Here is a 26,241-nt window from a genome sequence, read left to right as displayed (position 1 = left end):
TTTTGTTTCGAATTCATGTGGTTTGATATACCCCTACTATTAAAACAAAAGTCCTGATAACTAATTGAAGTTATCAGGACTTTGTTTTATGTAGATATCAGATTATCAATACCAGCGTGGGTCACCAACTTGATAATATATCATGTCTTCATTGCTGATGGTGAAATCACCGTTTGCTGCATCTGCAAAACCTGGGTCAGATTCAGTGGCTACTGCAGAATGATCATCTTTATATAAACTAGCCCACAGGTTCGGACAATTGTAATAATAGTTGTTACTGTATTGTGCACTTGCCTTGAATTTGGAAGTTCTGCCCCACGTACCAGACTCTGTAGCACTTGGGTTGGCAGTTCCTATTCCATAGAACAGACAGTTTTTAACGGTAAGCAGACTGCTTTCGTCGGTCTTGTCCATTTGGAAAAGACCACTGTTGTTCGAATTGTCCAACGTACAGATATTGTAGAAAGTACAGTTCTGGAAGGTGATGTTCATGGTGTTTGCCACCTGGCAACGGAGCAATGTTCTGATTCCGTTGCTGATGGTCGTATTGCTGACTGTAAGTGTTTGTAATGCTCCTCCACGGAGGTCAAATCCGTCACCTCCTCCATCGTCTATACCGTCAATAATACAATTGTTGATGAGGATATTCCCAAATGTACCCTTGGCATTGTTATACATGATATGCTTGCCCATGTTCCGTATTTCACATCCTTCGATCGTTAGTGTTCCTACATTGGCTTGTTCACTTTTCAGCTCCAGGATGTTATCGATATCACCCTGTCCATCAAAAATGAGGTTGGTCAATGTTAATGAACTGATAGCCGATCCGATAATGAAGCGACCATGGATGGTGGGTTTGTTGGTTGGAGTAGAAGCAATGGCAATCGCTTTCGATAGGGTATAGTCTCCCAGTTCATAAGTACTTCCTGTTAAGAAGAGTCCTTCGCCGTTATCTGCTTCAATGGCCGCAATCAGGTCGTCGCCTTCTCCTACCAGTGTCATACCACCGGTATCAATGGATGTTGTAAATTCAATCGTACCACGTGTACGATTGTCCAATGTCAGGACGGCCTTGTATTTTGTTTCAGGGGTTAATCCTTCAATCGTGGCATATCCGTTGGCTATGTCTTCAGCCGTAACCGAATAAGTGACGGAAGCCGCTGTACTACCTGCTTGGGTCGGTGTTACAGTAATGGTGCTGGCTTCTTCACCGGCAATCCAACGTAAGATGACCGATGTAGCTGTAATGTCAGCATCACTGACAGCTTGGAATATCTGTTCCGATTCAGTTGTGAATACGGTGGTAGTCCAGTTGGACTCTTTAGTTTCACCTATCGCTTTGATGCGGAAAGAATAGGTGGTCTCGCCAGCCAGTCCAGTTATGATATATGGATTTTCCTTGATGTCCGTATAGGTCTCTGTAGCCGTACCCTCGCAAGTCATGCTGGGATCGTTGGCAAATAATTCAATGGTGTAGGACTGGGCGTCGGCATCTGAAAGACATTCCCAGCTGGCACGGATGTTGGTACGGTCCTGAATGCGTATTTCCAATTCTGTCGGTGCAAACAGACGGTCGTACTCAACGCTCGTCAGTTCTTCTGCTTCGTCATCGCAGGAGACGGCAGTGAATGCTAAGGCGCACATGCCCAATGTATAACTGATTTGTTTTAATATCTTATTCATAATGTTTCGTTATTAAAATAGAGTGAATGATTAATAACCGTAGTAGTTCGTTAACTGACCGTTGCTACCATCGATAAATACTTTCCAGATAGGCCAGAACATCTTTTCATTGGGGTCATTGACGTAAAGGTAGTCAATATAACGTTGGATACGCGTATTGTTTTCTAAGATGTTCTTGTTTGCTTCGTCATCGCTGCCACTTCCTTCTTCACGGAAGACGAACCAGTAGGAACTTTCGGCAAAATTCTCTTTTCCATAGTCATCTGTATCGCCGGCTTCTAAACCATAGACTGTATATCCGTCTGCATCTGTAGGAGCGGCATCCAATCCTTCATTATAGTAAATCTTGGCGGGGTAGCTGGAATATTCTCCAGTACGTTTGGCCAGACGTTCTATTTTGGCTTTCGTTTCTGCCAGAGCATTGCTTAACTGACCCCAGCGCATCAGGTCTACTTTGCGGACAGCTTCTCCAGCAAATTCGAATTTGCGCTGGTCCATAATCTCTTGTTGGAAAGCGTCCTGGCTGGCTGTAGCGTTGCTGAGGATGGCTGAAACTTTGTCGGAAGGATAAGCACGGTTCAAGACTGGTTGCATGTATTGGCCTGCGTTGCTGGGACCGTTCAGCATGTTTTCGGCTTCAGCAGCCATCAGGTAGATGTCTGCATAACGCATTACTTGGAAGTTGATGCCGTCGTCGTTCGTTGAAGTCACGATGCGCTTCATCCATTCGAAACGGAGCTTGCCAAAGTTCCAACCGCCACCGGAAGTTCCGCTGATGGTTTTGTTGGAGGTTGTCTTGTCGCCGTCCCAAGTATAAGGCAGGCAAGTGATGTCGCGGCGTACATCGTCCTTGTCGTAGTCATACCACAGCGTGGGAGTCGGGCCGTTGACACCACCTTTGGCCAGCTTGGTCCATTGGTCTACCTCGGCGTGCTTGCCACCCCAGGTGTAGAGCACACGGCCACGGCCGCTGGCGAAAGGAATTTCGTAAATGGATTCCTGTCCGGCAGAAACATTTTCCTCACACAGGTTGCGGAAGTTCTGCTCGAACGAACCTAACTGGTTGCAGCCCTGGTTGATGACGCTTGCACATTCGTCCAGTGCGATCTTGTACATTTCGCGGCGTTCTGTTTCGTCTTGGATGTTGTAGCGTAAACCCTCGTTGGGCCATTGGGAGTAGCCTGCCAGGAAGAGGGCTACACGGGCACGCAGACCTTTGGCAAAGGCCTTGCTGCAACGCTCTACAGAAGTGGTATAGCTGTTCTCGTTCGGCCATCCCAAATAATTTTCTGCTTCCAGCAGGTCGTCCAACACCTTCTTCAATACGGTCACACGGTCTGTACGGGGCAGGTAGATGGTCTCTGACGTATTGGACTCAAAGCGGTAAGGTACGTCTCCCCAGGCTTTTACCAGATCGAAGTAGATGAAGCTACGGAGTGTCAGCAGCTCGCCGTAGAGTTGGGCCAGATTGGCATTGGTCAGGTCGGCGTTTTCTTTCATGCCTTCAAGAGCCTTGTTGGCGCGTTCAATGCCTTCATACATATAGTTCCACGCATTGTTGGTGGTGTTCATATAGGTGTTGTCCGCACTGGCGGAATAAACGGCCAGGGATATTTCCTTGTCTGTGTACGGGTCCTTGGAGTCATCCGCGTAATTGTTGTATATTTCACAATCGGTGTTGATGCCGAAATAGGGGATAAAACGACCGCGGTAGGAGTTGGTCTGGCCAAATGATTCGTGGATGGCCATGACTGCTGCGTCTGCCAAACCTTCTGTTGAGAAGATCAAGTCGGTACTCAAGGTTGACTTGGCCGGCGCCTCCAAGTCGCAGGATGTAACGGTGAGCATGCCGCCGGCAAACAAGCTGAGAATATATGCTAATTTTTTCATTATCAGATGTGAATTGAATGGTTATTAGAAATTGATGTTTACTCCGATGACCCACTGGCGGCTCTTGGGATAAGCCGAATAGTCTACACCCGGAGTCAGGTTCGTGCGGCGCATGGTCGATACTTCCGGATCGAAGCCTGAATAGTTTGTGAGGCAGAACAGGTTATAGGCAGTGGCGTAGAAGCGCAGGTTGCTGATGTGTATCTTCTTCAACAGGCTTTGGGGCAGGGTGTAACCCAAGGTCAAGGTGTTGAGGCGCAGGAACGAGCCGTCTTCTACGTAGTAGTCGGTCAGGACGTACTTGCTGGTATAAGGAGACCACATGGTGGTGTTGGCGTTCAGAGCGGCCAGTGCCTCTGCATTGTTCCAATCTAGGAAGTTGCCGTTGGCGTCGACGTTAGTCCAACGTGAGCCGGAGGCCATGGTGGAAATCAGGTTACGGTACTGGTATTTGGACGTCTGGGTATATTCGATGGCGTTGGCATTGTACACGTCGTTGCCGATGCTGAAGTTGAAGTTGGCGCTCAGGTCGAAACCGTACAGGCGTGCGTTGATGTTGAAACCGCCGATGGCGTCGGGGTTGGTGTCGCCGATAATCTGACGGTCAGCCGTCGTGATGGAACCGGTCTTTTCGGCTTTGGTCTCTTTCAGCTTCATGGAGCCGGGACGAACGGCACCGATGATACCGCTGGCGTCTGCCACTCCTTCTTTCAGTACCCAGGTACCGGCTGCTTGGGAAGCGGCGATGTCGAAGTCGGATACTTCATAGCGTCCGTCGCTGACGTATCCCCAAATCTGTCCGATGGGTTCGCCGGTCTTGATGACGAAGTCCTGGTCGATTTCTGTAGAAGCCCATTGGGTAGCGATGTTGTCGATGGACTGGAGGTCGCCCAACGATACTACCTTGTTCTTGTTGATGGAGATGTTGGCACCCAGACTCAGGCCAAAGTTCTTCTTGTTGACGGCTGTATAGTTGACGGTGAACTCGAAACCGCGGTTTTGGGTTTCACCCATGTTGCGATACTGGTAGGTGTATCCGGTTCCTGATACAGGATATTCGATCAAGAGGTTCTTGGTATTGTTCCAGTAGCCTTCGATGGTACCATTGATGCGGCCACCCATGAAGCTGTAGTCCAAACCGAGGTTGCGTGTATAGGTGGTTTCCCACTTCAGGTCGGGATTGGCCATTGTAGCCGTAGCGGCCAGGATGTTGTCGTAGCCATTGATCCAGGCGGTTGTCTTGAACTGGTAGCTCTGGTTGATTACGTCGGCGGGAATATTGTTGTTACCGGCGGTACCGTAGCTGAAACGCAATTTCAAGTCGTCCAGCCAGCTGCGTGTCCCTTCCATGAACGGTTCGGAAGAAATACGCCATGCTAAGGCTGCCGAGGGGAAGAAGCCCCAGCGGTTGCCGTCGGCGAACTTGGAAGAACCATCGGCGCGGAAGGTAGCGCTCACCAGATATTTGCTGTCATAGTCATAGTTGACACGGCCGAAATAAGAAAGAAGGATGTCGTCCGGATCGTAGAAGTTTTCAATCTCTTGCGGGGAGGTACCTGCCATGTTGGTCAGTTTCCAAGCGTCGCTGGAAGTAACCCAGTCGGGGAAACCTACAACTACGTTGGTCAGCACTTCGTTCTTCTCCAATACGTATTCGTGACCTACCAGGGCATTGAGGTGATGCAGGCTGCCTTTCGCGAACAACTTTTCGAAGTCGTAGTTCAAGGTATTGGTATTGCGGATCTTGGTACGATACTGTTTGGTCAGTTCGATGGCGGGCTTGCCTTGGGCGTCTGCCGGTACGTTGTTGCGTACGTAGTAGGTGGTAGTTCCGTAGAAGCGGTCTCTGTCATATTTATAGGTGTCGTAGCCCAGTTCGGTCTTGAACTTCAGGTTGTCGATGATTTCCCAGGTAACGGCGCCTGCCATGTTCAGCTGGGTGCGGAAGCGGCGTTCGTCGTTGTCGCGCAGGGCGGTCAGCGGATTGTAGAAGGAAGAGTTGGTTCCGTCATCGTCGCCCGCGTCGGATACACCTTCTACAGGGAACGGAGTGTACTGTACGGCATAACGCAGACGCTTGTCGGTGTTGAGTGTACTGCTTGTCTCGTTGGCGCCGGCACCGTTGATTTTGGTCTTCGACCAGCGGGCCTGCAGGTCTACCGAGATGCGCTTGTTGATTTTGCCGTTCAGCTTCAGGCTCAGGTTGTCGCGCTTGAAGTTGGACATCTGCATGATGGCCTTGTCGTCCATGTGGGCGTAGTTGAAGGCATATTTTACTCGGTCGCTACCGCCGTTGATGCTGACGTTGTGGTTGAACGTGTGTCCAGTGCGGCCGAAGGTGAGGTCCTGCCAGTCGTTCGTGGCTACATTGTCGTACAGGTCGATGTCGTTGTAGCTGCCGAAGTGTTCTTCATAGGTGGTTACATCACCCAGGATGTTGGCCAGTTCGTACTGCCATTCGGCATAGTTGCGTGCGCTGAGCACGTCCAGCGTCTTGGCCACTTTCTTCCAGCTGTAGTAGGCGTTGTAGCTGACGTTCACCTTGCCTTCCTTACCCGACTTGGTGGTGACGAGGATAACGCCGTTGGCACCACGCGAACCGTAGATGGCGGTGGAGGAGGCGTCTTTCAAGACGGTGATGTCTTCGATTTCGGAGGCGGGGATGTCGGAGATGGATTCAACGGGGAAGCCGTCCACGATGTACAGAGGTTCGTTGCTCTGCGTGATGGAGCCGCCACCACGTACGCGGATGGACATTTCTGCGTCGGGCGAACCTTCGGTGGTGGTAATCTGCACACCGGCCATCTTACCCGTCAGGGCCTCTGTGGCGTTGGCTACCGGCACGGCGACCAGTACGTCCGAGTTGACCGTAGCGACCGATCCCGTCAGGTCTTTTTTCTTCACGGAGCCATAGCCGATGACTACGACTTCTTCCAATGCCTGCGCATCGTCTTCCATGGTGATGTCAATTCTGGTTTTCCCTTTGACGGCCACTTCCTGGGTTGCCATACCTACGTACGAGAAGACGATGGTGGCATGAGCGGGAACACTCAGGGTGTAGTTCCCGTCGATGTCGGTGATGGTACCGTTGCCGGTATTCCCTTTTTCAACTACGGAAGCGCCGATGACGGTTTCTCCCGTTTTGTCTTTCACGGTACCCTTTACGGTTACGTTTTGCGCCGATACGCTGAGCGATATCAGGGCTACTAATAGGGTTAGTAGCGCGGTGCGCGTGGTTTTCATCTTGTTAGACATTCTTAGCATGTTATTAAATAAAAGAGTTAGTTTCTATTTAGTGTGGTCGAACACACTGTTAATACATCGCTGCAAATGTATAAGATTGTAAACGAGGGTATGTGGAATATTTGTTTTTAGGGTGGGAATTTTTGTTATGTGTGTGGACTTTAAGAATATTCTCCCAGAAAATATGTTGGACAACATATTTCTGGAAGTGAGAGGGGTGTTATAGCTTTGGCTCAGGCTAAAACGATGTTTTCGATGGCTTCTGTCGTGTCGACAATATGTTTCGGACAGAAGGCCTCCAATTCGGTGCGCGGACGGAACCCCCACGTGACACCACAGGCGGTGACATGGGCATTGAGGGCCGTCTGCATGTCGACACCCGAATCGCCTACGTAGAGGGTATCGTCGGGAGCGATGGAGGTCTGCTTCAGGATGTCGAAGACGATGGTGGGGTCGGGCTTGGTAGCTATTCCTTCACGCTGGCCATAGACGGCGGCGAAGCGTATGGTGGGAAAATAGTGGGCGACGAGCTTTTCCGTGGCCGACTGGTATTTGTTGGAGGCTACGGCCAACTGGACTTGGCGGGATTGGAGACGGGCCAACAGTTCGGGGATGCCTGGGTAAGGGCGGCTCTTGTCCGCATTGTGCTGGTCGTAGTAGGGAACGAAATGGCTACGGACTTTCAGGACGTTTTCTTCCGTCTTTTCTCCTTCGGGCAAGGCACGTTCGAAGAGCTTGTTGATGCCGTTGCCTACCATGAACTTGTAGGCGGCTTCCTCATGGGTGGGGTAGCCCAGGGCCTCAAGGGCGTGGTTGGTGCTTTGTGCCAGGTCGGCGATGGTGTTCAGCAGGGTGCCGTCGAGGTCGAATATAACCAGTTTTTTCATCTTGTTTCCTCCTTCAGTTTCGTCTTTTTCTGCGCAAAAGTAGTATTTATTTCGATAGGGCGGTCGGGAGCGTGTGGAAAAAGCACTGTTTTACGAGGAAGAAAACGGCCTTTTCCTGTCCGTAAAACATAGTTTTGCGTGAAAAGGCCGATTTCCTTGTGTGGTGGTTAGGAAACCCCGCCTGTCAGGGAGTGATGCGGAACCAGTCGATGTCTGCCCATCCGCCGTCGTTTGTCTTGATGGCGGGGCGGGTGCAGAAGGTGCCTATCTTGGCGCCTATCCATTTGCCTTCCTTGGCTTGGAAGGGGTTGCCCAGCTTCTTGAAGCTCTTTCCGTTGAGGCTATAGCTGAAGTCACACATCACCACGAGGTCGTGACCGCCCTCGCTTTCGGCTATCTTTTGGCCGTCGCAACTGAACTTGACGCGCAGATAGATGGTCGGGTCGGTCAGGGGGATGGAGGTGTTGACCTGTTCGGGCGTGCCTTTTTCGGCTTTGGGGCACTCTACTTGCGAGAGCATCAGTCCTTTGTCCGTATTCTCAAGGATGAGGCCGGCGTAATCGAGGCCCATTACGACGAGGCCTGTGCGTTCGCCCTTGTACTTGCTGATGGGCTTGAACGTGAGCTTCATCGTGGCGGTGAAGTTCTTGGCAGGCGTCTTCTGAAGGAGCAAGTTGGCTACGTCCCACAGGTTTTTGTAGTCCTTTACGACAGGGTAGGAGTAGAGGCGGACGAGGCTTTGGTCGCCGGCATAGTAGGCCCACTTCTCGTTGATGTTGGCGTGCCATTGCCATTGGGGCGAGAGGGTGTAGCCGTCGAACTCGTCACTCTCCTGCGGGGTGCAGACGGGGTAGGTCTTGCCTACGTTGGGCTTCTTGTGTGTCAATACGGGTTGGCCGCATCCGTCGCCGTCCTTGTCTTCTCCGATGACGGGCCATCCGTCCACCCACTTCATGGGTTGGAGGTGAACGAGGCGGCCATAGGCGCCTACGTCTTGGAAATGGAGGAACCAGTCTTCACCCGTCGGCGTGTCCACCCACGCGCCTTGATGGGGGCCGTTGACGGGCGTGTCGCCTTGTGCCAGCACGGTTCTCCATTCATAGGGGCCGTAGACGTCCTTCGAACGGAGTACGACCTGCCAGCCCGTGGGTACGCCGCCGGCAGGGTGGAAGATGTAGTAATAGTCGCCCTTCTTGTAGAACTTGGGGCCTTCGCATGTCTCGTGAGCCTCATGGCCGTCGAAGACGATGCGCGAGGGGGTGATGGCCTGCGTGGCTTCGGCGTTCAGTTCGCAGATGGCGATGACGCTCTTCAGCTCGGCACGGCTGCCCGCATAGGCATGTACCAGATAGACTTTGCCGTCGTCATCCCACAAGGGGCAGGTGTCGATGATGCCTTTGCCGGCCTTTACGAGTACAGGCTCTGTCCAAGGCCCCTTGGGGTCTTTGGCTTTCACCATGAAGGCGCCCTGGTCGGGGTCGCCCCAGAAGATGTAGAATTCGCCGTTGTGGTGGCGGATGGAGGGGGCCCATACGCGGTTGCCATGTTCAGGCCGTTCGGGCGTACTTTCAGGAGTCAGTTTATAGGGGATGGCCGCGCCGATGAGGGTCCAATTCACCAGGTCCTTGGAGTGGAGGATCTGGAGGCCCGGCAGGCAGTTGAAGCTCGACGAGGTCATGTAGAAGTCGTCGCCCACGCGGCAGGCATCGGGGTCGGAGTAGTCGGCATAGAGGACGGGGTTCTTGTAGGTGCCGTCTCCCTGATCGGCCACCCATACCTTCGATACGTAGTTTTCCGTCTGTTGGGCGGCCAGTGGCAGGCCGACCAACAAGCTGAGTCCTAATAGTGCTTTTGACAAATTCATGATAGACAGGTTTATCGTTTGGGTATTTATACGCACGAAGGCTGTTCTACACTCAACGGATGATGGTGACTTTTATTGGATTCTCCAACTCTTCCTTCCATTCCTGCATGTACTCGAACCAGGCTTCCGAGGTGGGATAGCCGAAGGTTTCCTTGCGCGAGGTGAACATGGTGTAGTAGTAGAAGTTGTTGCTATCGGGGGCGGAGACGGTGTAGAGGAAATTGTCCTTGTCCTTCACTTCCTTGCGGACATATTTTTGTGGAATGTAGGTGGCGATGCCGATGGTTTCCTTGGCATATTTCACCGTGTCGTTGACGGGCCAGTGTCTGCCCCAGCTACCTACCAGTCCTTTGTGGTCAGAGTAGGAGACGGTTTCGTTGCCCATGATGTTTTGCACGCCTGTACAGAAGGTTTCTTCCTCCAGCGGCTCTGCAAAGGTGGTCTCGATGCGCAGGTCGCGATGGCCGGCATAGAGGATGTAGCGGTGGGTCATGGTCAGTTCTTTCCCCTGGTATTCCCATCCTTTGGCTTCCACCTCCGCAACGGTGCGGATAGGACCATAGGCCAGGATGCGCTCCGTGCGGAAAGCGACAGGTGCTACGTGGGTGGCCTTCTGTCCGTCCCAGCCCTTGAGGGCGCCGATGCCGCAACTATTTCCCACAAGCAACACGTCGTCGCCAAAGCCGCGTGCCAGCTGTTCATCGTTGGGATAGAACTGGCTTTCCTTCAGCTCCATGCCTTTGTTGAACTTGCCGTAGGGGTCAAGAGTCTGTTTTTCATTGAAGTAGACGCGATAGCCTACGAGCTCGGATTCGAACATGGGGCCGTGGCCGTGTACCATGCTATAGAAATCTGTCGTGCCAGGCACGGTGATGGATTGTACGGGTGCGTGGCGGTTGTTCTTGGCGTCGCGTGCCAGCATTTGAGCGAATACGCGGGCGGGGTATTGTTTGGTTGGTTTGGCTGAGGAAAGGGTGAGGGTCAATTCTTTATTCGTGTGGGCAGGCATGTCGATGACGAAGGCCAGTTCGTCTGCCTTCAGGTCGCCGTTGAGGTCGTCCAGCTGGGAGGGGATTTCCTGCTTGTTGTCCATGACCACGGCCGAACGTACCTGGAAGTTGGCTCCCGTTTGGTCGAGGCGGATGACTACGGGCGCATCCTTTTGTGTGCGGTCGCCTGTGTTCTCGAGTTTGATTTTCAGTTGTGTCGTTTCTTGTGCGGTCATCAGCATGCAACTACCGCAAAGAATGCCCAGCAGGGCAAATAGTTCTTTTTTCATGATGTGTATGTGGCTTTTTAAATTACTTTGTTACAAAAGTAATCAAAAAAATGAAAGTTTGCGATGATTTCTCCAATTCAATCATAAAGAATTTCGCCCCTGTGGCCTGATGTGACAGACCACAGGGGGCGATCTTAATGAAACCTCTATACCTTTAGTTGTGTTGATTTATGCCGATGGGTTAATGTTATTCGTTATGGTAGGTTTTTCCGTTAACTTTCACATTCTTGGAGTCTTTTACCTGCAACACTTCTTCTTGTGTATTTACTTGCGTGTTGTCAATCGTTACGTTTTCTGCCTGACTGATGACAATACCCTGCTTGGCGTCGTTGATGACTACGTCCTTGATGTTGACGTTGCGTATCGGCATTTCAGGCAGGCCGTTGAAGAACATGGCCCGACCTATGTTGCTGGCCGTGATGTTCGAGATATGGATATCGCGGAAAGCGGGTGTTTCCTCTGTCACAGGCGGGATAGCGGCCTTCATACGTCCAGCCAGCTCCTCTTCGGTCTCTTCACCCGCTCCCTTGCCGCCATAGAAAAGGTCGAACAGCAGAGCTTCATGAGGGATATCTATCATGTTGATGCGGTCGATGTAGATGTTTTCTACCACGCCACCACGTCCGCGGGTGCTCTTGAAACGCAGGCCTACGTCGGTGCCCAGGAAAGTGCAGTCGGCCACGTAGATGTTCTTCACGCCGCCCGACATCTCGCTACCTACCACGAAGCCACCATGTCCATGCAAGACAACGTTGTTCTTCACAATGACATTCTGGCAGGGCTCGCCGCGTTTGCGGCCGTCCTCGTCTTTGCCGGACTTGATGCAGATGGCGTCGTCGCCTGCATCGAACACGTTGTTGATAATCAGAGCGTTGTTGCACGATTCCAAATCGAGCGCATCGCCGTTTTGTGAATACCAGGGGTTGAATACCTTGACGTTGTTGATCGTGATATGTTCGCACGACAGGGGGTGCAGGCACCAGCTGGGTGAGTTCTTGAAGGTCACGCCTTCGAGCAGGACGTTCTTGCTTTTTACAATGTTGAGCAGGACGGGGCGAAGCCAGGGGCGGATTTCGTCCCATTCTTCATCGGTTTCGATGCCGACGGGGTTGTTGAATTCCTTGCAGGCTTTGGCGCCCTTGAGTGAACCTTCAGTGGGATACCAGATATCATCCTCCACTACACCGCCCGAGGCAATAAGCGTCTTCCATTGCGAAGATGTCATTTTGCCTTTCTTGACAGGGCGCCAGCTGTCGCCTGAGCCGTCGAAAACGCCATGGCCTGTGATGGCGATGTTTTCAGCGTTTCGTGCCGAAATGGGCGACTGGCAACGGCGTGTTTCCAGTCCTTCGAACGAGGTTTTTATGATGGGATAAGCTTGAAAATCGTCTGTAAACAATACCAGTGCGTTCTTTTCTGTATAAAGATTGACGTTGCTCAGCAGTTCGATGGGCCCCGTCAGCCATAAACCTTCAGGGATGACCACTTTGCCTCCTCCCTTTTCGTGGACGGCTTTGATGGCGTTGTTGATGGCTTGGGTGTTCAGCGTCTTGCCATCGGCTTGGACTCCAAAGTCTTTGATATTGACCGTATAGTCGGGGAAAGACGGTTGGATGACTTGGGGCATACTGAAGGGAAGGTTCTCGTAGATGCTGTTGTCAATGCTGCTTTTGCATTGCGTGGTTTCCGCCTGTTGTGCGCAGGCCACAGGGACAATTGCGCTGGCAAGCACCAATAACTTCTTGACAAATGTGTTCATTCGTGATATCTTTTTAATTTTTACCATTGCAAAAGTACCGTAATGTTCTCTGTCTCGTGTGTATTATTTGTTGGTTTAGGTGTATTTTTTGTCATTCAGCCACTTTCTTTCCTTGTTTTTCAAGAAACTTACGTGGAAACTTCCTATCTTTGCGGCGTGAACTTTATAAAAATAGGTATGAGTTACAATTTATTGAAAGGAAAAAAAGGCATTATTTTCGGTGCTCTGAACGAGCAGTCCATTGCCTGGAAGGTTGCAGAAAAAGCTGTTGAAGAGGGTGCAACCATTACGTTGTCTAACACTCCTGTAGCTGTCCGCATGGGCGAAGTATCTGCCCTGGCCGAGAAGTTGCATTGTGAGGTAATCCCTGCCGACGCCACTAGCGTAGAAGATCTGGAGAACGTGTTCAAGCGCTCCATGGAAGTGCTGGGCGGACCGGTTGACTTTGTACTTCACTCCATTGGAATGTCTCCCAACGTGCGTAAGAAACGTACGTATGACGATTTGGATTACGATATGTTGAGCAAGACACTGGATATTTCTGCCGTGTCTTTCCACAAGATGATACAGGCTGCCAAGAAACTGGGTGCTATTGCCGACTATGGTTCTATCCTGGCTTTGAGTTACGTGGCTGCCCAGCGTACCTTCTATGGTTACAATGATATGGCCGACGCTAAAGCTCTGCTTGAGTCCATCGCACGCAGCTTCGGTTACATCTACGGACGTGAACACCACGTGCGTGTGAACACCATCTCTCAGTCACCTACAATGACTACGGCTGGTTCAGGTGTGAAGGGTATGGACAAATTGTTTGACTTCGCCAACCGCATGTCTCCGCTGGGCAACGCTTCGGCTGACGAATGTGCCGACTATTGCATCGTGATGTTCTCTGACCTCACCCGCAAGGTTACTATGCAGAACCTCTACCACGACGGTGGTTTCTCCAGCGTGGGTATGAGCCTCCGTGCCATGGCTACTTACGAGAAAGGTCTCGACGAGTACAAGGATGCTAACGGAAATATTATCTACGGATAAAATTTTATAATTGAGAATTGAAAATTGAGAATGGAGAATTAAATGGAGGATGAATTTTTCATTTTCAATTTTCAATTCTCCATTTTCAATTCATTTAATGGAAACTGCACTCTATCTGCTGCCCGTTACCTTGGGCGACACTCCCTGGGAGAAGGTCTTGCCTGGATATAACAAGGAAATCATAGTGGGTATCCGCCACTTCATTGTGGAAGACGTCCGTTCGGCCCGTCGTTTTCTGAAGAAAGTAGACAAGGACATTGATATTGATGCCCTGACTTTTTATCCGCTCAACAAACATACGTCTCCTGCGGATATTTCGGGCTATCTGAAACCGCTTGAGGGCGGTTTGTCTATGGGAGTTATTTCCGAAGCAGGTTGTCCTGCCGTGGCCGATCCGGGTGCAGATGTGGTGGCCATTGCACAGCGCAAGGGCTTGAAGGTAGTGCCACTTGTAGGTCCTTCGTCCATCATCCTGTCAGTCATGGGTTCGGGTTTCAACGGGCAAAGCTTTGCCTTCAATGGATACTTGCCTATTGAACCAGTCGAACGTGCCAAGAAGCTGAAGCAACTCGAACAGCGTGTCTACACCGAGCATCAGACACAATTGTTCATTGAGACACCTTATCGTAACAATAAGATGCTGGACGATATTCTTCAGAATTGCCGTCCTCAAACGAAACTTTGCATTGCCGCCAACATTACGTGCGAAGGAGAGTTCATCAAAACACGGAGCGTAAAGGACTGGAAGGGGCATACACCCGATCTGACTAAAATCCCCTGCATCTTCCTGCTCTATCAGTGAGCATTGTGTGTGGAAAAGTTTCCGCCACATTCATCAATCATTGAAAAAACACGATTGTATTCGTCTTCGAAGCAATGGTAGAAGTAGTTCTGCCCGATGTTTTGTTCAATCTGCTGGATGGTCCATAGTTTGCCGGCTTGTCCTTTGTCACGTTTCAGTTGGCTTTCGTGGTCGACGGTTATTGTGAAGACATATACCAGGCGGTTGGTCATTTCGTTTTCCAATTTATATTTGAAATTGAATTTGAGGTCTTGCATGGATATTTCGGGCAGGACTTGACGCACCAGTCGGTGGATACCTTGCTTCAGTGTTTCGCCATAGAGCAGATAGCCTTCGACCGGCAGGTCGACTTTGCCTTTTTCAAAAGAAGAGCATTGAAGCCGTGGGCAGAGGTAAAGCATACCGTTCAGCGTGACAGCTACGCGTACAAAGGGTATCATATATTTCTGTTTCTTGCTCAAGGCATCGGAAGCCAATGCTTTGCCCACTACGTTGCCTTCGGCATTGACTATAGGGATGAAGATCGTCCGTTTCATCAGGCGGTTGAAATAGCTGATGCCTATCTGGTTGAATAGAATACTTAGGATGAATACCGCAGGCGGTGCTATGTGATGTAGAATGAAACTTGATTCGCCTTGGAAAAAGGAAGCGCCTGCCAACAGTAGGGCGAGCAAATGAACAGCGCCGAAAAGCAATACGACACGGGCTGATACGATGGTGGCTTCAACGCTTTGAGCCGACGACTGATGCTTCCTTTTAGAAGAACCGTAGTAAGCTTTCAGCGATTTACGGTTCAGGTAGAAGAGCAGAATTAATAGCAGGGTGCCTACTTCGAGGGTGAAGGAGTACCATTGAGGCTGGCAGCTGGCGGCGTAGAAATAATAGGTGAAGGCAAGCAGAACTAGCATAGCGGTAATGCCATATAGCAGAATTTGCGGCAAGTGGCTTCCTTTTCGCAAGAATGTATAGGCGGAGAGGACGATACCCAGCAGGGCGCCCGCATAGATGGCCGTACCTAGCGTGGCTAGTTCGGACAGTATCATGGACACCAGGACGGGAATAAACCCCCATGCCATGTTATACTTGAAAGAAAGAATACTTTGTCGGCTCATGGGTGTATCGCTTTTTCCTTTTAAACAAAAAAGAGGCTGAGTTGTTCAGCCTCTTTTCTTTATTTCTTCAGGTAACGGAGTGACTTTTCCGCGTGGTAGGATGATCGTACCAGCGGGCCGCTCTCTACCTGCGTGAAGCCTTTCGCCAGCCCCGTTTCTTCGTAGCGTTTGAACTGCTCGGGGGTAACGTATTCGGCCACAGGGTAATGACAGTGTGAGGGTTGCAGGTACTGGCCGATGGTCATGATCTGGCAACCGGCGGCGCGAAGGTCGTCCATCAGTTCCTCTACCTCGGCGGGTGTTTCGCCCAGGCCTACCATGATGCCCGACTTGGCCGTGGTGCCACTGGCGGCTATCTGGCGGATCACCTCGAGGCTCGTGTCGTAGCGGGCGGCGCTGCGCACCAGGGGGCTGATGCGGCGCACGGTCTCCATGTTGTGGCTGATGATGTCGGGCCGTGCTTCGATGACCTGCTCCACCAATTCTTTGCGCCCCTGGAAGTCGGGGATCAGCACCTCGATGGTGGTTTCTGGGTTCAGACGGCGTATCTCGCGGATGGTCTGTGCCCAGTGGGCGGCGCCCAGGTCGGGCAGGTCGTCGCGGTCGACAGAGGTCACCACGGCGTGCGAGAGCTTCATCAGCCGTACTGATTCGGCCACGTGCGTAGGTTCCTGCGGGTCGAGAGGCAGGGGGCGTCCTGTTTGTGTGTTGCAGAATTTACAACTACGGGTACAGATGTTGCCGCCTATCATGAAGGTGGCTGTGCCCCGTCCCCAGCATTCGCCCATGTTGGGGCATCGGCCGCTGCTACAGATGGTGTGCAGGCAGTGCGACTCGACGATGCGTTTCGTCTCGGTGTAGCGTTCGTTGGCGCCGATGCTTATCTTGAGCCATTCAGGCTTGCGTACTCGTTCCATTTCAAAAATTGAAAATTGAGAATGGATAATGGAGAATTAATTCCCCATTAACCATTGATTAAAGAATTCCGTCAAGCGCGTGTACAGGTGCATGCGCGTGTTGCCGCCGAAGATGCTGTGGTTGCGGTTGGTATAGACCTGCATGTCGAACTGCTTGCCCAGCTGAACCAGGTGTTCGGCATACTCGGCACAGTTCTGGTAGTGTACGTTGTCGTCGGCCATGCCGTGTACCAGCAGGAGGCGTCCGTTCAGTTTGTCGGCACGGGTGAAGGCCGACGATGCCTTGTAGCCCTCGGCGTTCTCCTGTGGCGTGCGCATGAAGCGTTCGCCATAGACGGTGTCGTAGTAGTTCCAGTCAGTCACAGCTGCTACGGCCACACCTGCCTTGAATACGGAAGTACCCTCGCTCATACTCATGATAGTCATGTAGCCACCGAAGCTCCAGCCCCAGATACCGATGCGGTTCTTGTCCACGTAGGGCAGGCTGCCCAGGTAGAGGGCCGTCTCCACCTGGTCGCGGGCTTCCTTGACGCCCAGGTTCAGGTAGGTGCATTTCTCGAAGTCGGCACCGCGTCCGCCTGTGCCTCGTCCGTCCACGCAAACTACAACGTAGCCTTGCGAAGCCATGAACGTCTCCCAGCTGATGCCGAAGGCGTCGAGCACCTGTTGCGAGCCGGGGCCGCTATACTGGTATTGCAGGGCGGGATATTTTTTGGAGGGAGAGAAGTCGGTAGGCTTCATCATCCAGCCGTTCAGCTGGGTACCGTCGGTAGTGGTGAAGCTGAAGAATTCCTTCTTCGGCAGGTTGTATTCAGCCAGCTGGGCACGGAGTTTCTGGTTGTCCACCAGGGTGGTGAGCACCTGTCCGCGGTTGTTGTTCAGCGTGATGACCATCGGCGTGTCGAGGCTGGTGTAGCGGTTTAGGTAGTACTTCATGTCCGTGCTGAACTGGGCCGAATTGGTGCCCTGTTGCGTGGAGAGTTTCAGTTTCTTGCCTTTGCGGTCGGTCTTGTAGACGGCGGTACGCATGGGGCTCTCCTCGTTGCTGGTGTAGTAGAAGGAGCCTTCCTGCGGGTCATAGCCCAGGAATTCCTTCACCTCGAACGGACCCGAAGTGACCTGCTTCACCAGGCTTCCCGACAGGCTGTACCAGTACAGGTGGTTGTAGCCGCTGCGCTCGCTGACGAAGCTGAAGTGGTCGTCGTAGAAGCGTATCTGGTCGAAGACGTTCTCCTTGATGTACTTGTCGCTCTCGTCGCGGAGCACCAGCTTGCAGACGGTGCTGCGCGGGTTGGCCATGTACAGGTCGAGGCGGTTCTGATGGCGGTTCAGTGTCATGATGGCCAGCTTTTCGGGGTCTTTGGTGAAGCGGATGCGGGGAATGTAGCCGTCTTCGTCCATCGGAACGTCGATCTTGCGGATGACGCGGCTCTTGATGTCAAACGTGTGAACGCTGACCTTCGAATTGGCTTCGCCCGTCTTGGGGTACTTGTATTCATAGGCGCCGGGATACTTCTCGTAGGCCTCGATGTGGGGCTTGTCGCCGGCAAAGACGGGGAAGGAGTAAGATTTTACTTCGCTCTCGTCCCAGCGCACAAAGGCCAGCATCTTGCTGTCGGCGCTGAACTCCAGGGCGCGGTTGTATGAGAACTCCTCTTCGTACACCCAGTCGGGCGTGCCGTAGATGATCTTGTTGCGTTCGCCGTCCTTGGTCACCTGACTTTCGCTGTTGCCGTAGTAACGTTTCACGAGGAAGATGTTGTTGTCGCGTACGAAGGCCACCATCGAGCCGTCCGGCGAGAAGACGGGCACCTGTTGCGGTCCGCCGTCAGAAAGTTTCTCCACCACGTTGTTGATTTTCCCCTCGAGGTTGCGCTTCAGGCTGTACAGATAGTGCACGGCCGTGTACGAGCGGCGGTAGATGGGGGTCGTCTCGGTGGCGATGAGCAGCATCGAGCCGTCGGGCGAGAAGCTGTAGCTGTCGAAGCGCTTGAAGGGGCACTCGCGGGCAGTGGCGGCGTCGAACAGCACTTCCACCTGCTTGCCGGTCTTGAAGGAGTATTTGATGATTTGTGTACCTTCGGCGTTCATTTGCGAGTAGTGTTCGCCGTCGCCGGGGATGGGGATGACTCCGTAGATGTTTTCCACGCGGAACGTGCCCGTCACGACATCCTTCAGCGTGAGCGGCTTTCCGCCTTGAGCGTAGGCTGCCAGCGTCAGGAGGCAGCAGAGTAGGGTAATGCTGATTTGCTTCATGTCTCTTTTTGTTTTTTTTGCAAAGATAAGCCACATTCGGCCGAACGCCAAAAAAGAGTCTCTGTTAAGGTTTAAAAATCTGTTAACAAAACGGATGTTTCGTGTTAATAAAACTAACACGTTGTTTGGCGGGGTGAAAAACGGTGCTTTCGTGCAGGCAAAGCGATGCTTTCTGATTGGTGATGCGGTGTTTGTTTTCTGTAGGTTGAGAGGATAAATCGATTTCAAAGACGGGGGAAAATGACGTTCCCGATGCGAATTTGCTTCCGATTTGCTGGAAACTTCTGATAAAATACCGTAACTTTGTAGCCCGATTTTGAAATCTAACTGATACGAATATGGCAGCAAAACCTTGTATTCCGAAAGGAACCCGCGACTTTTCGCCTATAGAGATGGCGAAGCGCAACTATATATTCAACACCATCCGCGACGTTTACCACCTCTACGGTTTCCAGCAGATAGAGACACCCGCCATGGAGATGCTCTCCACGCTGATGGGCAAGTATGGCGAAGAGGGCGACAAGCTCCTGTTCAAGATACAGAACTCCGGCGACTACTTCTCCGGCCTGACCGACGAGGAGTTGCTGAGTCGCAATGCTTCCAAGCTGGCTTGCAAGTTCTGCGAGAAGGGCTTGCGCTACGACTTGACCGTGCCCTTTGCGCGCTACGTGGTGATGCATCGCGACGAGCTGACGTTCCCCTTCAAGCGCTACCAGATACAGCCCGTGTGGCGTGCCGACCGTCCGCAGAAGGGACGCTACCGCGAGTTCTACCAGTGCGACGCCGACGTGGTGGGCAGCGACTCCCTGCTCAACGAGGTGGAGCTGATGCAGATTGTGGACACCGTCTTCAGTCGCTTCGGCATCCGTGTGTGCATCAAGATCAACAACCGCAAGATACTGACCGGCATTGCCGAGATTATCGGTGAGGCCGACAAGATAGTGGACATTACCGTGGCCATCGACAAGCTGGACAAGATAGGCCTGGACAACGTGAATGCCGAACTGCGCGAAAAGGGCATCGGCGATGAGGCCATCGCCAAGTTGCAACCCATCATCCTGCTCAGCGGTACGAACGAAGAGAAGCTGGCTACGCTGAAAGAGGTGCTGGCCACCAGCGAAACGGGCCTGAAGGGCGTGGCCGAAACGGAATTCATCCTGACGACCCTGAAGGCGCTGGGCCTGAAGAACGAAATCGAACTGGACCTGACGTTGGCCCGTGGCCTGAACTACTACACGGGCGCCATCTTCGAAGTGAAGGCGCTCGACGTACAGATAGGCAGCATCACCGGCGGCGGACGTTATGACAACTTGACAGGTGTCTTTGGCATGGCAGGTGTCAGCGGTGTGGGCATCTCGTTCGGTGCCGACCGCATCTTCGATGTGCTCAACCAGCTCGACCTCTATCCGAAGGAAGCCGTGAACGGCACGCAGCTGCTCTTCATCAACTTCGGCGAACGCGAGGCTGCCTTCTCCATGCAAGTGCTGGCACAAGTCCGTGCGGCAGGCATACGGGCCGAAATCTTCCCTGATGCCAGCAAGATGAAGAAACAGATGAGTTATGCCAATGCCAAGGGCATTCCATTCGTGGCACTGGTGGGCGAGAACGAGATGAACGAGGGTAAGGTGACACTGAAAAACATGGAAAGCGGCGAGCAATGTCTGCTCACCCCTGCCGAACTGGTGGCAGCCATACGCAAATGAGCGGTAAAAAACAAAAATACTATTAAAAAGGAGCGGATTTCGCTCCTTTTTTCGTATATTTGTATCAGGCATGAAATGAAAATGTAACGTCGTGACGCTACTTTTGCACCGTTGCATTACATAATGAAGAAGGAGGTTAGTATGGTTTCCATCCAGTTGAACGAAAACAGACACAATTTGTTGATCGGTGTAATTATGGTTATTTTGGCTGTCCTATTCCTATTATATATGGGCAGCTCGATGGTGAGGTCCACCAAGGCTTTTTGGGAAGAAGGTAACATAGAACGTCTGCTCGAATAAGGGCAGGCGTTTTTTGTTTTCGGACAAATTGGATGTGTTGCGACATTTTGGCAGTTTCTTTCTGCCAAAATAAGTTTGGCACGCTTTTCGTATATTCTTTTTCGCTTGCGCCAAGCAGGCAGAAAAAAGAAAATAAAGTATAACATATAAAACGAAAAGTGACTATGAACATCAAACCATTGGCAGACAGAGTTCTGATACTCCCTGCACCCGCAGAAGAAAAGACAATCGGCGGTATCATCATCCCTGATACAGCAAAGGAAAAACCTCTGAAAGGTGAAGTGATTGCAGCCGGAAACGGTACGAAGGACGAAGAAATGGTGCTGAAAGCAGGCGACCACGTACTCTATGGCAAGTATGCCGGCACGGAAATCGAACTCGACGGTACCAAATATCTGATCATGCGTCAGAGCGATGTACTCGCCGTACTGGGATAAAAACTTTCAATTTTCAATTTTCAACTTTTAATTAGACGAAATCATGGCTAAAGAAATTTTGTTCAATATAGATGCCCGCGACCAACTGAAGAAGGGTATCGACACACTGGCTAACGCCGTAAAAGTAACTCTGGGCCCGAAAGGCCGTAACGTTATCATCGAGAAGAAGTTCGGTGCTCCCCACATCACGAAGGACGGTGTGACCGTTGCCAAGGAAGTGGAGCTGGCCGACGCTTATCAGAACACCGGCGCACAGCTGGTTAAGGAAGTCGCTTCGAAGACTGGTGACGATGCAGGTGACGGTACAACAACTGCTACCGTACTGGCTCAGGCTATCGTAGCCGAAGGCTTGAAGAACGTAACGGCTGGTGCCAGCCCTATGGACATCAAGCGTGGTATCGACAAGGCCGTTGCCAAGGTGGTTGAATCCATCAAGTCTCAGTCAGAGATGGTAGGCGACAACTACGACAAGATCGAACAGGTAGGTACCGTATCTGCCAACAACGATCCGGTTATCGGTAAGCTCATTGCCGACGCCATGCGTAAGGTTTCCAAGGACGGTGTCATCACCATCGAGGAAGCTAAGGGTACGGATACGACCATCGGCGTGGTAGAAGGTATGCAGTTCGACCGCGGTTATCTGTCGGCTTACTTCGTAACCAATACCGAGAAGATGGAATGTGAGATGGAGAAACCTTACATCCTGATCTACGACAAGAAGATTTCCAACCTGAAAGATTTCTTGCCTATCCTCGAACCCGCCGTACAGACAGGCCGTCCTCTGTTGGTCATCGCAGAAGATGTAGATAGCGAAGCATTGACTACCTTGGTAGTGAACCGTCTGCGCAGCCAGCTGAAGATCTGTGCTGTGAAGGCTCCGGGCTTTGGCGACCGTCGTAAGGAAATGCTGGAAGATATCGCCGTATTGACTGGTGGTGTAGTGATCAGCGAAGAGAAGGGCTTGAAACTGGAACAGGCTACGATCGAAATGCTGGGTACTGCCGAGAAGGTTACTATCACGAAGGACAATACGACCATCGTAAACGGTGCCGGCGACAAGGAGAACATCAAAGAGCGTTGCGAGCAGATCAAGGCTCAGATTGCCGCTACAAAGAGCGATTACGACCGTGAGAAGCTTCAGGAACGTCTGGCCAAGTTGTCAGGTGGTGTAGCTGTGCTCTACGTAGGTGCTGCTTCCGAAGTTGAAATGAAGGAAAAGAAAGACCGTGTAGACGACGCTTTGCGTGCAACGCGTGCCGCTATCGAAGAAGGTATCGTTCCGGGTGGTGGCGTGGCTTACATCCGTGCCCTCGAGTCACTCGAAGGTCTGGAAGGCGACAATGCCGACGAAACAACCGGTATCCACATCATCAAGCGTGCCATCGAAGAGCCGCTCCGTCAGATCTGCGCCAATGCAGGCAAGGAAGGCGCTGTGGTTGTTCAGAAGGTTCGCGAAGGCAAGGGCGACTTCGGCTACAACGCACGTACCGACGTGTACGAGAACCTGCATGCAGCAGGCGTGGTAGACCCCGCCAAGGTTACTCGTGTAGCGCTGGAGAACGCCGCTTCTATCGCAGGCATGTTCCTGACAACGGAATGTGTCATCGTCGAGAAGAAGGAAGACAAGCCCGAAATGCCGATGAACCCCGGTATGGGTGGCATGGGCGGCATGATGTAATCGGCCGATTTCCCCTGATACATTAAACATATAAGCAGCCGCGGTGTCTTGTCAGAGAGATACCGCGGCTTTCATTATATGAACCATTAACCATTTTAACCATCAATCATTAACTATGGCTTTTATCGATTATTACCAAGTATTGGGTGTGGACAAAAGCGCCTCGCAGGATGACATCAAGAAGGCCTACCGCAAGCTGGCGCGCAAGTTCCATCCCGACCTGAACCCCAATGACCCTACGGCCAAGGAGAAGTTTCAGGCCATCAACGAGGCAAACGAGGTGCTGAGCGACCCGGAGAAGCGTAAGAAGTACGACGAGTATGGCGAACACTGGAAGCATGCCGACGAGTTCGAGGCACAGAAGCAGGCCCGTCAGCAGGCAGGGGGCTTCGGAGGTTTCGGCGCCGGAGCGCAGGGTTTCCACACGGACGGTAACGGCACCTACTGGTATTCGTCCGACGGACAGGAGTTTACGGGCAGCAATGCAGGCGGATTTTCCGACTTCTTCGAGGAACTCTTCGGCCATCGCGGACGGAGCGGGCGGAGTGCTCAGGGAGGTTTTCGCGGCCAGGACTATCAGGCTGAACTGAACCTGACGCTTCGTGAGGCTGCGCAAACTCATAAACAGGTGCTCAGCGTGGGCGACAAGCAGGTGCGTATCACCATTCCTGCCGGTGTGGCTAATGGCCAAGTCATCAAGCTGAAAGGCTATGGAGCTCCGGGCGTGAACGGAGGTCCTGCGGGCGATCTCTACATCACGTTTGTCATTGCCGACGATCCTGTCTTTAAGCGGTTGGGCGACGATCTGTATGTCGATGTCAATACCGACCTCTACACGGCCCTGCTGGGTGGCGAACAGTTGGTGAATACTTTGGACGGACAAGTGAAACTGAAAGTAAAGCCAGGTACGCAGAGCGGTACCAAAGTACGTCTTAAGGGCAAGGGATTCCCTGTTTACAAGCAGGAAGGCGTGCAGGGCGACCTGATTGTGACCTATCACGTCCAGTTGCCCACCAACCTGACGGAGGAACAGAAAGACATGTTCCGTAAAATTCAGCGTATGAACTAACTAAAAAAAATGAACCGTTATGCAGAATGAATTGATTGTTGTCAGCGATTATTGCGACAAATGTCATATAGAGCCGTCGTTCATCGACCTCCTGCAGGAAAATGGACTGGTCGACATCTTGTTCGATGAAGGCCGTCCGTGCCTCACTTTCTCCCAGTTGCCCGACGTGGAGCGTTACAGCCGTATGTACTATGACCTCTCTATCAATATGGAAGGGATCGATGCCATCCATCACCTGCTGGAGCGTATGGACGAGATGCAACGCGAGATACGCGACCTGCGTACCCGTTTGCGGATGTATGGAGATGTGTTTTGAGGTTTCCCGCAATGGCCTGAACGAAGCGGAAAAGATTGTTTGGCTTATCGATAAATTTGACTATCTTTGTAGCCAATAATGAAAACTTCTAAATAATGTAATCATGATGAAAAAAACAATCCTCGTTGCCGCATTGGCATTGCTGGCCTTCGACATGTCGGCCAAGAAGAAGACTGAGCCCAAAGAAGAAGGCTTCGTTTTCACTACCGTAAAGGAAAACCCCATCACCAGCATCAAGAACCAAAATCGTTCGAGCACGTGCTGGAGCTTCTCCAGCCTCGGCTTCTTGGAGAGTGAATTGCTGCGCTTGGGTAAAGGTACTTACGACCTGTCCGAAATGTTCGTTGTACATCACACCATGGTAGACCGTGCCGTTAACTACGTGCGCTATCACGGTGATGCTCCCTTCTCGCCGGGCGGAAGCTTCTATGACATCATGTATTGTATGAAGAATTATGGCCTTGTGCCGCAGGAAGCCATGCCGGGTATCATGTACGGCGATTCACTGCCTGTACACAACGAACTGGATGCCGTTGCCGGCGCCTATGTAAAAGCCATCGGCAAGGGCAACTTCAGCAAGCTGACCCCCGTATGGAAGAACGGTATCAGTGCTATCTACGACACTTATCTGGGCAAATGTCCCGAGAAGTTCACTTATATGGGTACGGAGTACACACCGAAGAGCTTTGCCGCCAGTCTGGGTATCAATCCTGATGACTACGTGTCACTGACTTCGTATACTCACCATCCTTTCTACACCCAGTTTGCCATTGAAATTCAGGACAACTGGCGCAACGGCTTGTCCTACAACCTGCCTATTGACGAGCTGATGGCCGTAATGGACAATGCCATTCGCACAGGTTATACTTTTGCATGGGGTAGCGATGTGAGCGAACAGGGATTTACCCGTGATGGTATCGCTGTTATGCCCGATGCAGCTCGTGGTGCCGAACTGACTGGCTCTGACATGGCTCGCTGGACTGGTATGACTGCTACGGACAAGCGTAAGGAATTGACTTCTCGTCCTTTGCCTGAAGTAGAAGTAACGCAGGAAATGCGTCAAGTTGCTTTCGATAACTGGGAAACGACTGATGATCATGGTATGGTTATCTATGGTATTGCTAAAGATCAGACCGGTAAAGAATATTTCATGGTTAAGAACTCTTGGGGATTGAGCGGTAAATACAAAGGTATTTGGTATGCATCCAAAGCTTTCGTTGCTTATAAGACGATGAACATCCTGGTACATAAAGATGCCGTACCTGCTGAGATCAAGGCCAAGCTGGGTATTAAATAAGAGAATAGAAACAAATCCTAATGTGAAGGGTATCCAATGTTTTTTGGATGCCCTTTATTTTTTTCGATGTTTTTCACTACATTTGTCTGCTACAAAATGTATTTATGGAAGAAGCACTCATTAAAAAGCATCTGAAACAAGGGGATGAAAAGGCATTCAAATACCTTTACGAGCAACATTATGCACTTCTTTGCCGTTTTGCTGCTCAGCTGACCAATGATATTTCCCTTGCCGAAGAGATGGTAGACGATGTGATCTTCTATTTGTGGGAACACCATACGGAGATTGAAATTTCAGGCTCACTACGCAATTATCTGCTTCGTGCCGTTCGCAACCGTTGCTTGAACGAATTGAACTCACAGAACTATCGGATGGAGCAAAACTGTTCTTCCTATCTGCTTCCTGAGAATGTTCAACTGATAGAAAACTTGTTTCCTTCCGAAGATCATCCGTTGGAAAATATGCTCACTCAGGAATTGGAGGACTTGTTGCGTCAGAGCATAGAGGAGCTGCCGGATGCTTGCCGGACAGTTTTCAAAAAAAGTCGGTTTGAAGAGAAAAAATATGAAGAAATAGCTTCCGAACTTAATATCTCGATAAATACAGTCAAGTATCACATAAAGAATGCTTTAGATTTCCTTCAAAAAAAGATGGCTCCCTATTTGGAAGTGCTTTTCCTCTATTTTTTCATTAAAATCTGAAAAAAACAGCATT

General features: G+C 51.4%; 20 protein-coding genes. 10 read left to right on the top strand and 10 right to left on the bottom strand.

Translation table 11 applies throughout. From position 1 onward, the window contains the following. Nucleotides 1-105: 105 nt before the first annotated feature. From BQ8005_RS07985 to BQ8005_RS07955, 7 genes are all read right to left on the bottom strand, one after another. Nucleotides 106-1,683: a DUF4957 domain-containing protein gene (locus BQ8005_RS07985; protein ID WP_075317685.1), complete on the bottom strand. Its 1,578-nt coding sequence runs from the start codon at nt 1,681-1,683 to the stop codon at nt 106-108. 30 nt (nt 1,684-1,713) lie between these two features. Next, nucleotides 1,714-3,573: a RagB/SusD family nutrient uptake outer membrane protein gene (locus BQ8005_RS07980; protein ID WP_075317684.1), complete on the bottom strand. Its 1,860-nt coding sequence runs from the start codon at nt 3,571-3,573 to the stop codon at nt 1,714-1,716. Between the two features lie 24 nt (nt 3,574-3,597). Then, entirely contained in the window at nt 3,598-6,828 is a 3,231-nt protein-coding gene (locus tag BQ8005_RS07975) for a SusC/RagA family TonB-linked outer membrane protein (protein ID WP_075317683.1), read from the bottom strand. Between the two features lie 221 nt (nt 6,829-7,049). Then, nucleotides 7,050-7,703: an HAD family hydrolase gene (locus BQ8005_RS07970; RefSeq protein ID WP_021847030.1), complete on the bottom strand. Its 654-nt coding sequence runs from the start codon at nt 7,701-7,703 to the stop codon at nt 7,050-7,052. A gap of 184 nt (nt 7,704-7,887) precedes the next feature. Continuing rightward, nucleotides 7,888-9,567, bottom strand: a complete 1,680-nt coding sequence (locus tag BQ8005_RS07965; protein WP_075317682.1) for a glycoside hydrolase family 43 protein — start codon at nt 9,565-9,567, stop codon at nt 7,888-7,890. A gap of 52 nt (nt 9,568-9,619) precedes the next feature. Next, entirely contained in the window at nt 9,620-10,846 is a 1,227-nt protein-coding gene (locus BQ8005_RS07960; RefSeq protein ID WP_075317681.1) for a DUF4861 domain-containing protein, read from the bottom strand. Between the two features lie 187 nt (nt 10,847-11,033). Beyond that, nucleotides 11,034-12,605: a glycoside hydrolase family 28 protein gene (locus BQ8005_RS07955; protein WP_075317680.1), complete on the bottom strand. Its 1,572-nt coding sequence runs from the start codon at nt 12,603-12,605 to the stop codon at nt 11,034-11,036. A gap of 177 nt (nt 12,606-12,782) precedes the next feature. Here BQ8005_RS07955 and BQ8005_RS07950 point away from each other — a divergent pair, with 177 nt between their 5' ends. Next, on the top strand, nt 12,783-13,640 hold the full coding sequence (locus tag BQ8005_RS07950; RefSeq protein ID WP_075317679.1) for an enoyl-ACP reductase FabI: 858 nt from the start codon (nt 12,783-12,785) through the stop codon (nt 13,638-13,640). 97 nt (nt 13,641-13,737) lie between these two features. Then, nucleotides 13,738-14,442 (top strand): SAM-dependent methyltransferase, encoded by a 705-nt coding sequence (locus BQ8005_RS07945; RefSeq protein ID WP_075317678.1) that lies wholly within the window; start codon nt 13,738-13,740, stop codon nt 14,440-14,442. Here the strand turns inward: BQ8005_RS07945 and BQ8005_RS07940 are convergent. Genes BQ8005_RS07940 through BQ8005_RS07930 form a run of 3 tightly spaced genes read right to left on the bottom strand, consistent with a single transcriptional unit; the run spans nt 14,436 to nt 18,727 of the window. Beyond that, the gene (locus tag BQ8005_RS07940) at nt 14,436-15,554 is read right to left on the bottom strand and encodes a hypothetical protein (protein WP_075317677.1); all 1,119 of its coding nucleotides are present in this window, start codon (nt 15,552-15,554) and stop codon (nt 14,436-14,438) included. The two genes, BQ8005_RS07945 and BQ8005_RS07940, sit on opposite strands and share 7 nt — an antisense overlap. A gap of 59 nt (nt 15,555-15,613) precedes the next feature. Beyond that, on the bottom strand, nt 15,614-16,471 hold the full coding sequence (lipA, locus tag BQ8005_RS07935) for a lipoyl synthase (RefSeq protein WP_075317676.1): 858 nt from the start codon (nt 16,469-16,471) through the stop codon (nt 15,614-15,616). Nucleotides 16,472-16,507: 36 nt separating this feature from the next. Continuing rightward, nucleotides 16,508-18,727, bottom strand: coding sequence for a S9 family peptidase (locus tag BQ8005_RS07930; protein WP_075317675.1), 2,220 nt, complete (start codon nt 18,725-18,727; stop codon nt 16,508-16,510). Nucleotides 18,728-19,065: 338 nt separating this feature from the next. On the opposite strand from BQ8005_RS07930, the gene hisS reads away from it, so the two are divergent. The 8 genes from hisS to BQ8005_RS07890 all read left to right on the top strand — a co-directional run bounded on the left by hisS (nt 19,066) and on the right by BQ8005_RS07890 (nt 26,228). Further along, a complete protein-coding gene (gene hisS / locus BQ8005_RS07920) occupies nt 19,066-20,430 on the top strand; it encodes a histidine--tRNA ligase (protein ID WP_075317673.1) in 1,365 nt (454 codons plus the stop codon). Nucleotides 20,431-20,553: 123 nt separating this feature from the next. Continuing rightward, nucleotides 20,554-20,730, top strand: coding sequence for a hypothetical protein (locus BQ8005_RS17380; RefSeq protein WP_159436228.1), 177 nt, complete (start codon nt 20,554-20,556; stop codon nt 20,728-20,730). 164 nt (nt 20,731-20,894) lie between these two features. Next, complete coding sequence (locus BQ8005_RS07915; protein ID WP_021847043.1) at nt 20,895-21,167, top strand: co-chaperone GroES; 273 nt, start codon at nt 20,895-20,897, stop codon at nt 21,165-21,167. Between the two features lie 43 nt (nt 21,168-21,210). Continuing rightward, nucleotides 21,211-22,845, top strand: a complete 1,635-nt coding sequence (groL, locus tag BQ8005_RS07910) for a chaperonin GroEL (RefSeq protein ID WP_021847044.1) — start codon at nt 21,211-21,213, stop codon at nt 22,843-22,845. 115 nt (nt 22,846-22,960) lie between these two features. Then, nucleotides 22,961-23,914 carry a DnaJ C-terminal domain-containing protein gene (locus tag BQ8005_RS07905; RefSeq protein ID WP_075317672.1) on the top strand — a complete coding sequence of 318 codons (954 nt, stop codon included), beginning with the start codon at nt 22,961-22,963 and terminating at the stop codon, nt 23,912-23,914. A gap of 19 nt (nt 23,915-23,933) precedes the next feature. Next, nucleotides 23,934-24,230: a chaperone modulator CbpM gene (locus BQ8005_RS07900; protein WP_021847046.1), complete on the top strand. Its 297-nt coding sequence runs from the start codon at nt 23,934-23,936 to the stop codon at nt 24,228-24,230. A gap of 106 nt (nt 24,231-24,336) precedes the next feature. After that, nucleotides 24,337-25,527 (top strand): C1 family peptidase, encoded by a 1,191-nt coding sequence (locus BQ8005_RS07895; protein WP_075319037.1) that lies wholly within the window; start codon nt 24,337-24,339, stop codon nt 25,525-25,527. Nucleotides 25,528-25,631: 104 nt separating this feature from the next. Beyond that, the gene (locus tag BQ8005_RS07890) at nt 25,632-26,228 is read left to right on the top strand and encodes an RNA polymerase sigma-70 factor (protein WP_075317671.1); all 597 of its coding nucleotides are present in this window, start codon (nt 25,632-25,634) and stop codon (nt 26,226-26,228) included. Nucleotides 26,229-26,241: the final 13 nt, after the last annotated feature.

It is taken from the genome of Bacteroides togonis, assembly GCF_900130135.1.
GTDB classification, from domain to species: domain Bacteria; phylum Bacteroidota; class Bacteroidia; order Bacteroidales; family Bacteroidaceae; genus Bacteroides; species Bacteroides pullorum.
This window is presented reverse-complemented; position numbering and strand designations above follow the sequence as displayed.

Coding starts and splice junctions, on each gene's coding strand:
- BQ8005_RS07985 (WP_075317685.1), bottom strand. CDS start 1,683: ATGAATAAGATATTAAAACAAATCAGTTATACATTGGGCATGTGCGCC.
- BQ8005_RS07980 (WP_075317684.1), bottom strand. CDS start 3,573: ATGAAAAAATTAGCATATATTCTCAGCTTGTTTGCCGGCGGCATGCTC.
- BQ8005_RS07975 (WP_075317683.1), bottom strand. CDS start 6,828: ATGTCTAACAAGATGAAAACCACGCGCACCGCGCTACTAACCCTATTA.
- BQ8005_RS07970 (WP_021847030.1), bottom strand. CDS start 7,703: ATGAAAAAACTGGTTATATTCGACCTCGACGGCACCCTGCTGAACACC.
- BQ8005_RS07965 (WP_075317682.1), bottom strand. CDS start 9,567: ATGAATTTGTCAAAAGCACTATTAGGACTCAGCTTGTTGGTCGGCCTG.
- BQ8005_RS07960 (WP_075317681.1), bottom strand. CDS start 10,846: ATGAAAAAAGAACTATTTGCCCTGCTGGGCATTCTTTGCGGTAGTTGC.
- BQ8005_RS07955 (WP_075317680.1), bottom strand. CDS start 12,605: ATGAACACATTTGTCAAGAAGTTATTGGTGCTTGCCAGCGCAATTGTC.
- BQ8005_RS07950 (WP_075317679.1), top strand. CDS start 12,783: ATGAGTTACAATTTATTGAAAGGAAAAAAAGGCATTATTTTCGGTGCT.
- BQ8005_RS07945 (WP_075317678.1), top strand. CDS start 13,738: ATGGAAACTGCACTCTATCTGCTGCCCGTTACCTTGGGCGACACTCCC.
- BQ8005_RS07940 (WP_075317677.1), bottom strand. CDS start 15,554: ATGAGCCGACAAAGTATTCTTTCTTTCAAGTATAACATGGCATGGGGG.
- lipA (WP_075317676.1), bottom strand. CDS start 16,471: ATGGAACGAGTACGCAAGCCTGAATGGCTCAAGATAAGCATCGGCGCC.
- BQ8005_RS07930 (WP_075317675.1), bottom strand. CDS start 18,727: ATGAAGCAAATCAGCATTACCCTACTCTGCTGCCTCCTGACGCTGGCA.
- hisS (WP_075317673.1), top strand. CDS start 19,066: ATGGCAGCAAAACCTTGTATTCCGAAAGGAACCCGCGACTTTTCGCCT.
- BQ8005_RS17380 (WP_159436228.1), top strand. CDS start 20,554: ATGAAGAAGGAGGTTAGTATGGTTTCCATCCAGTTGAACGAAAACAGA.
- BQ8005_RS07915 (WP_021847043.1), top strand. CDS start 20,895: ATGAACATCAAACCATTGGCAGACAGAGTTCTGATACTCCCTGCACCC.
- groL (WP_021847044.1), top strand. CDS start 21,211: ATGGCTAAAGAAATTTTGTTCAATATAGATGCCCGCGACCAACTGAAG.
- BQ8005_RS07905 (WP_075317672.1), top strand. CDS start 22,961: ATGGCTTTTATCGATTATTACCAAGTATTGGGTGTGGACAAAAGCGCC.
- BQ8005_RS07900 (WP_021847046.1), top strand. CDS start 23,934: ATGCAGAATGAATTGATTGTTGTCAGCGATTATTGCGACAAATGTCAT.
- BQ8005_RS07895 (WP_075319037.1), top strand. CDS start 24,337: ATGAAAAAAACAATCCTCGTTGCCGCATTGGCATTGCTGGCCTTCGAC.
- BQ8005_RS07890 (WP_075317671.1), top strand. CDS start 25,632: ATGGAAGAAGCACTCATTAAAAAGCATCTGAAACAAGGGGATGAAAAG.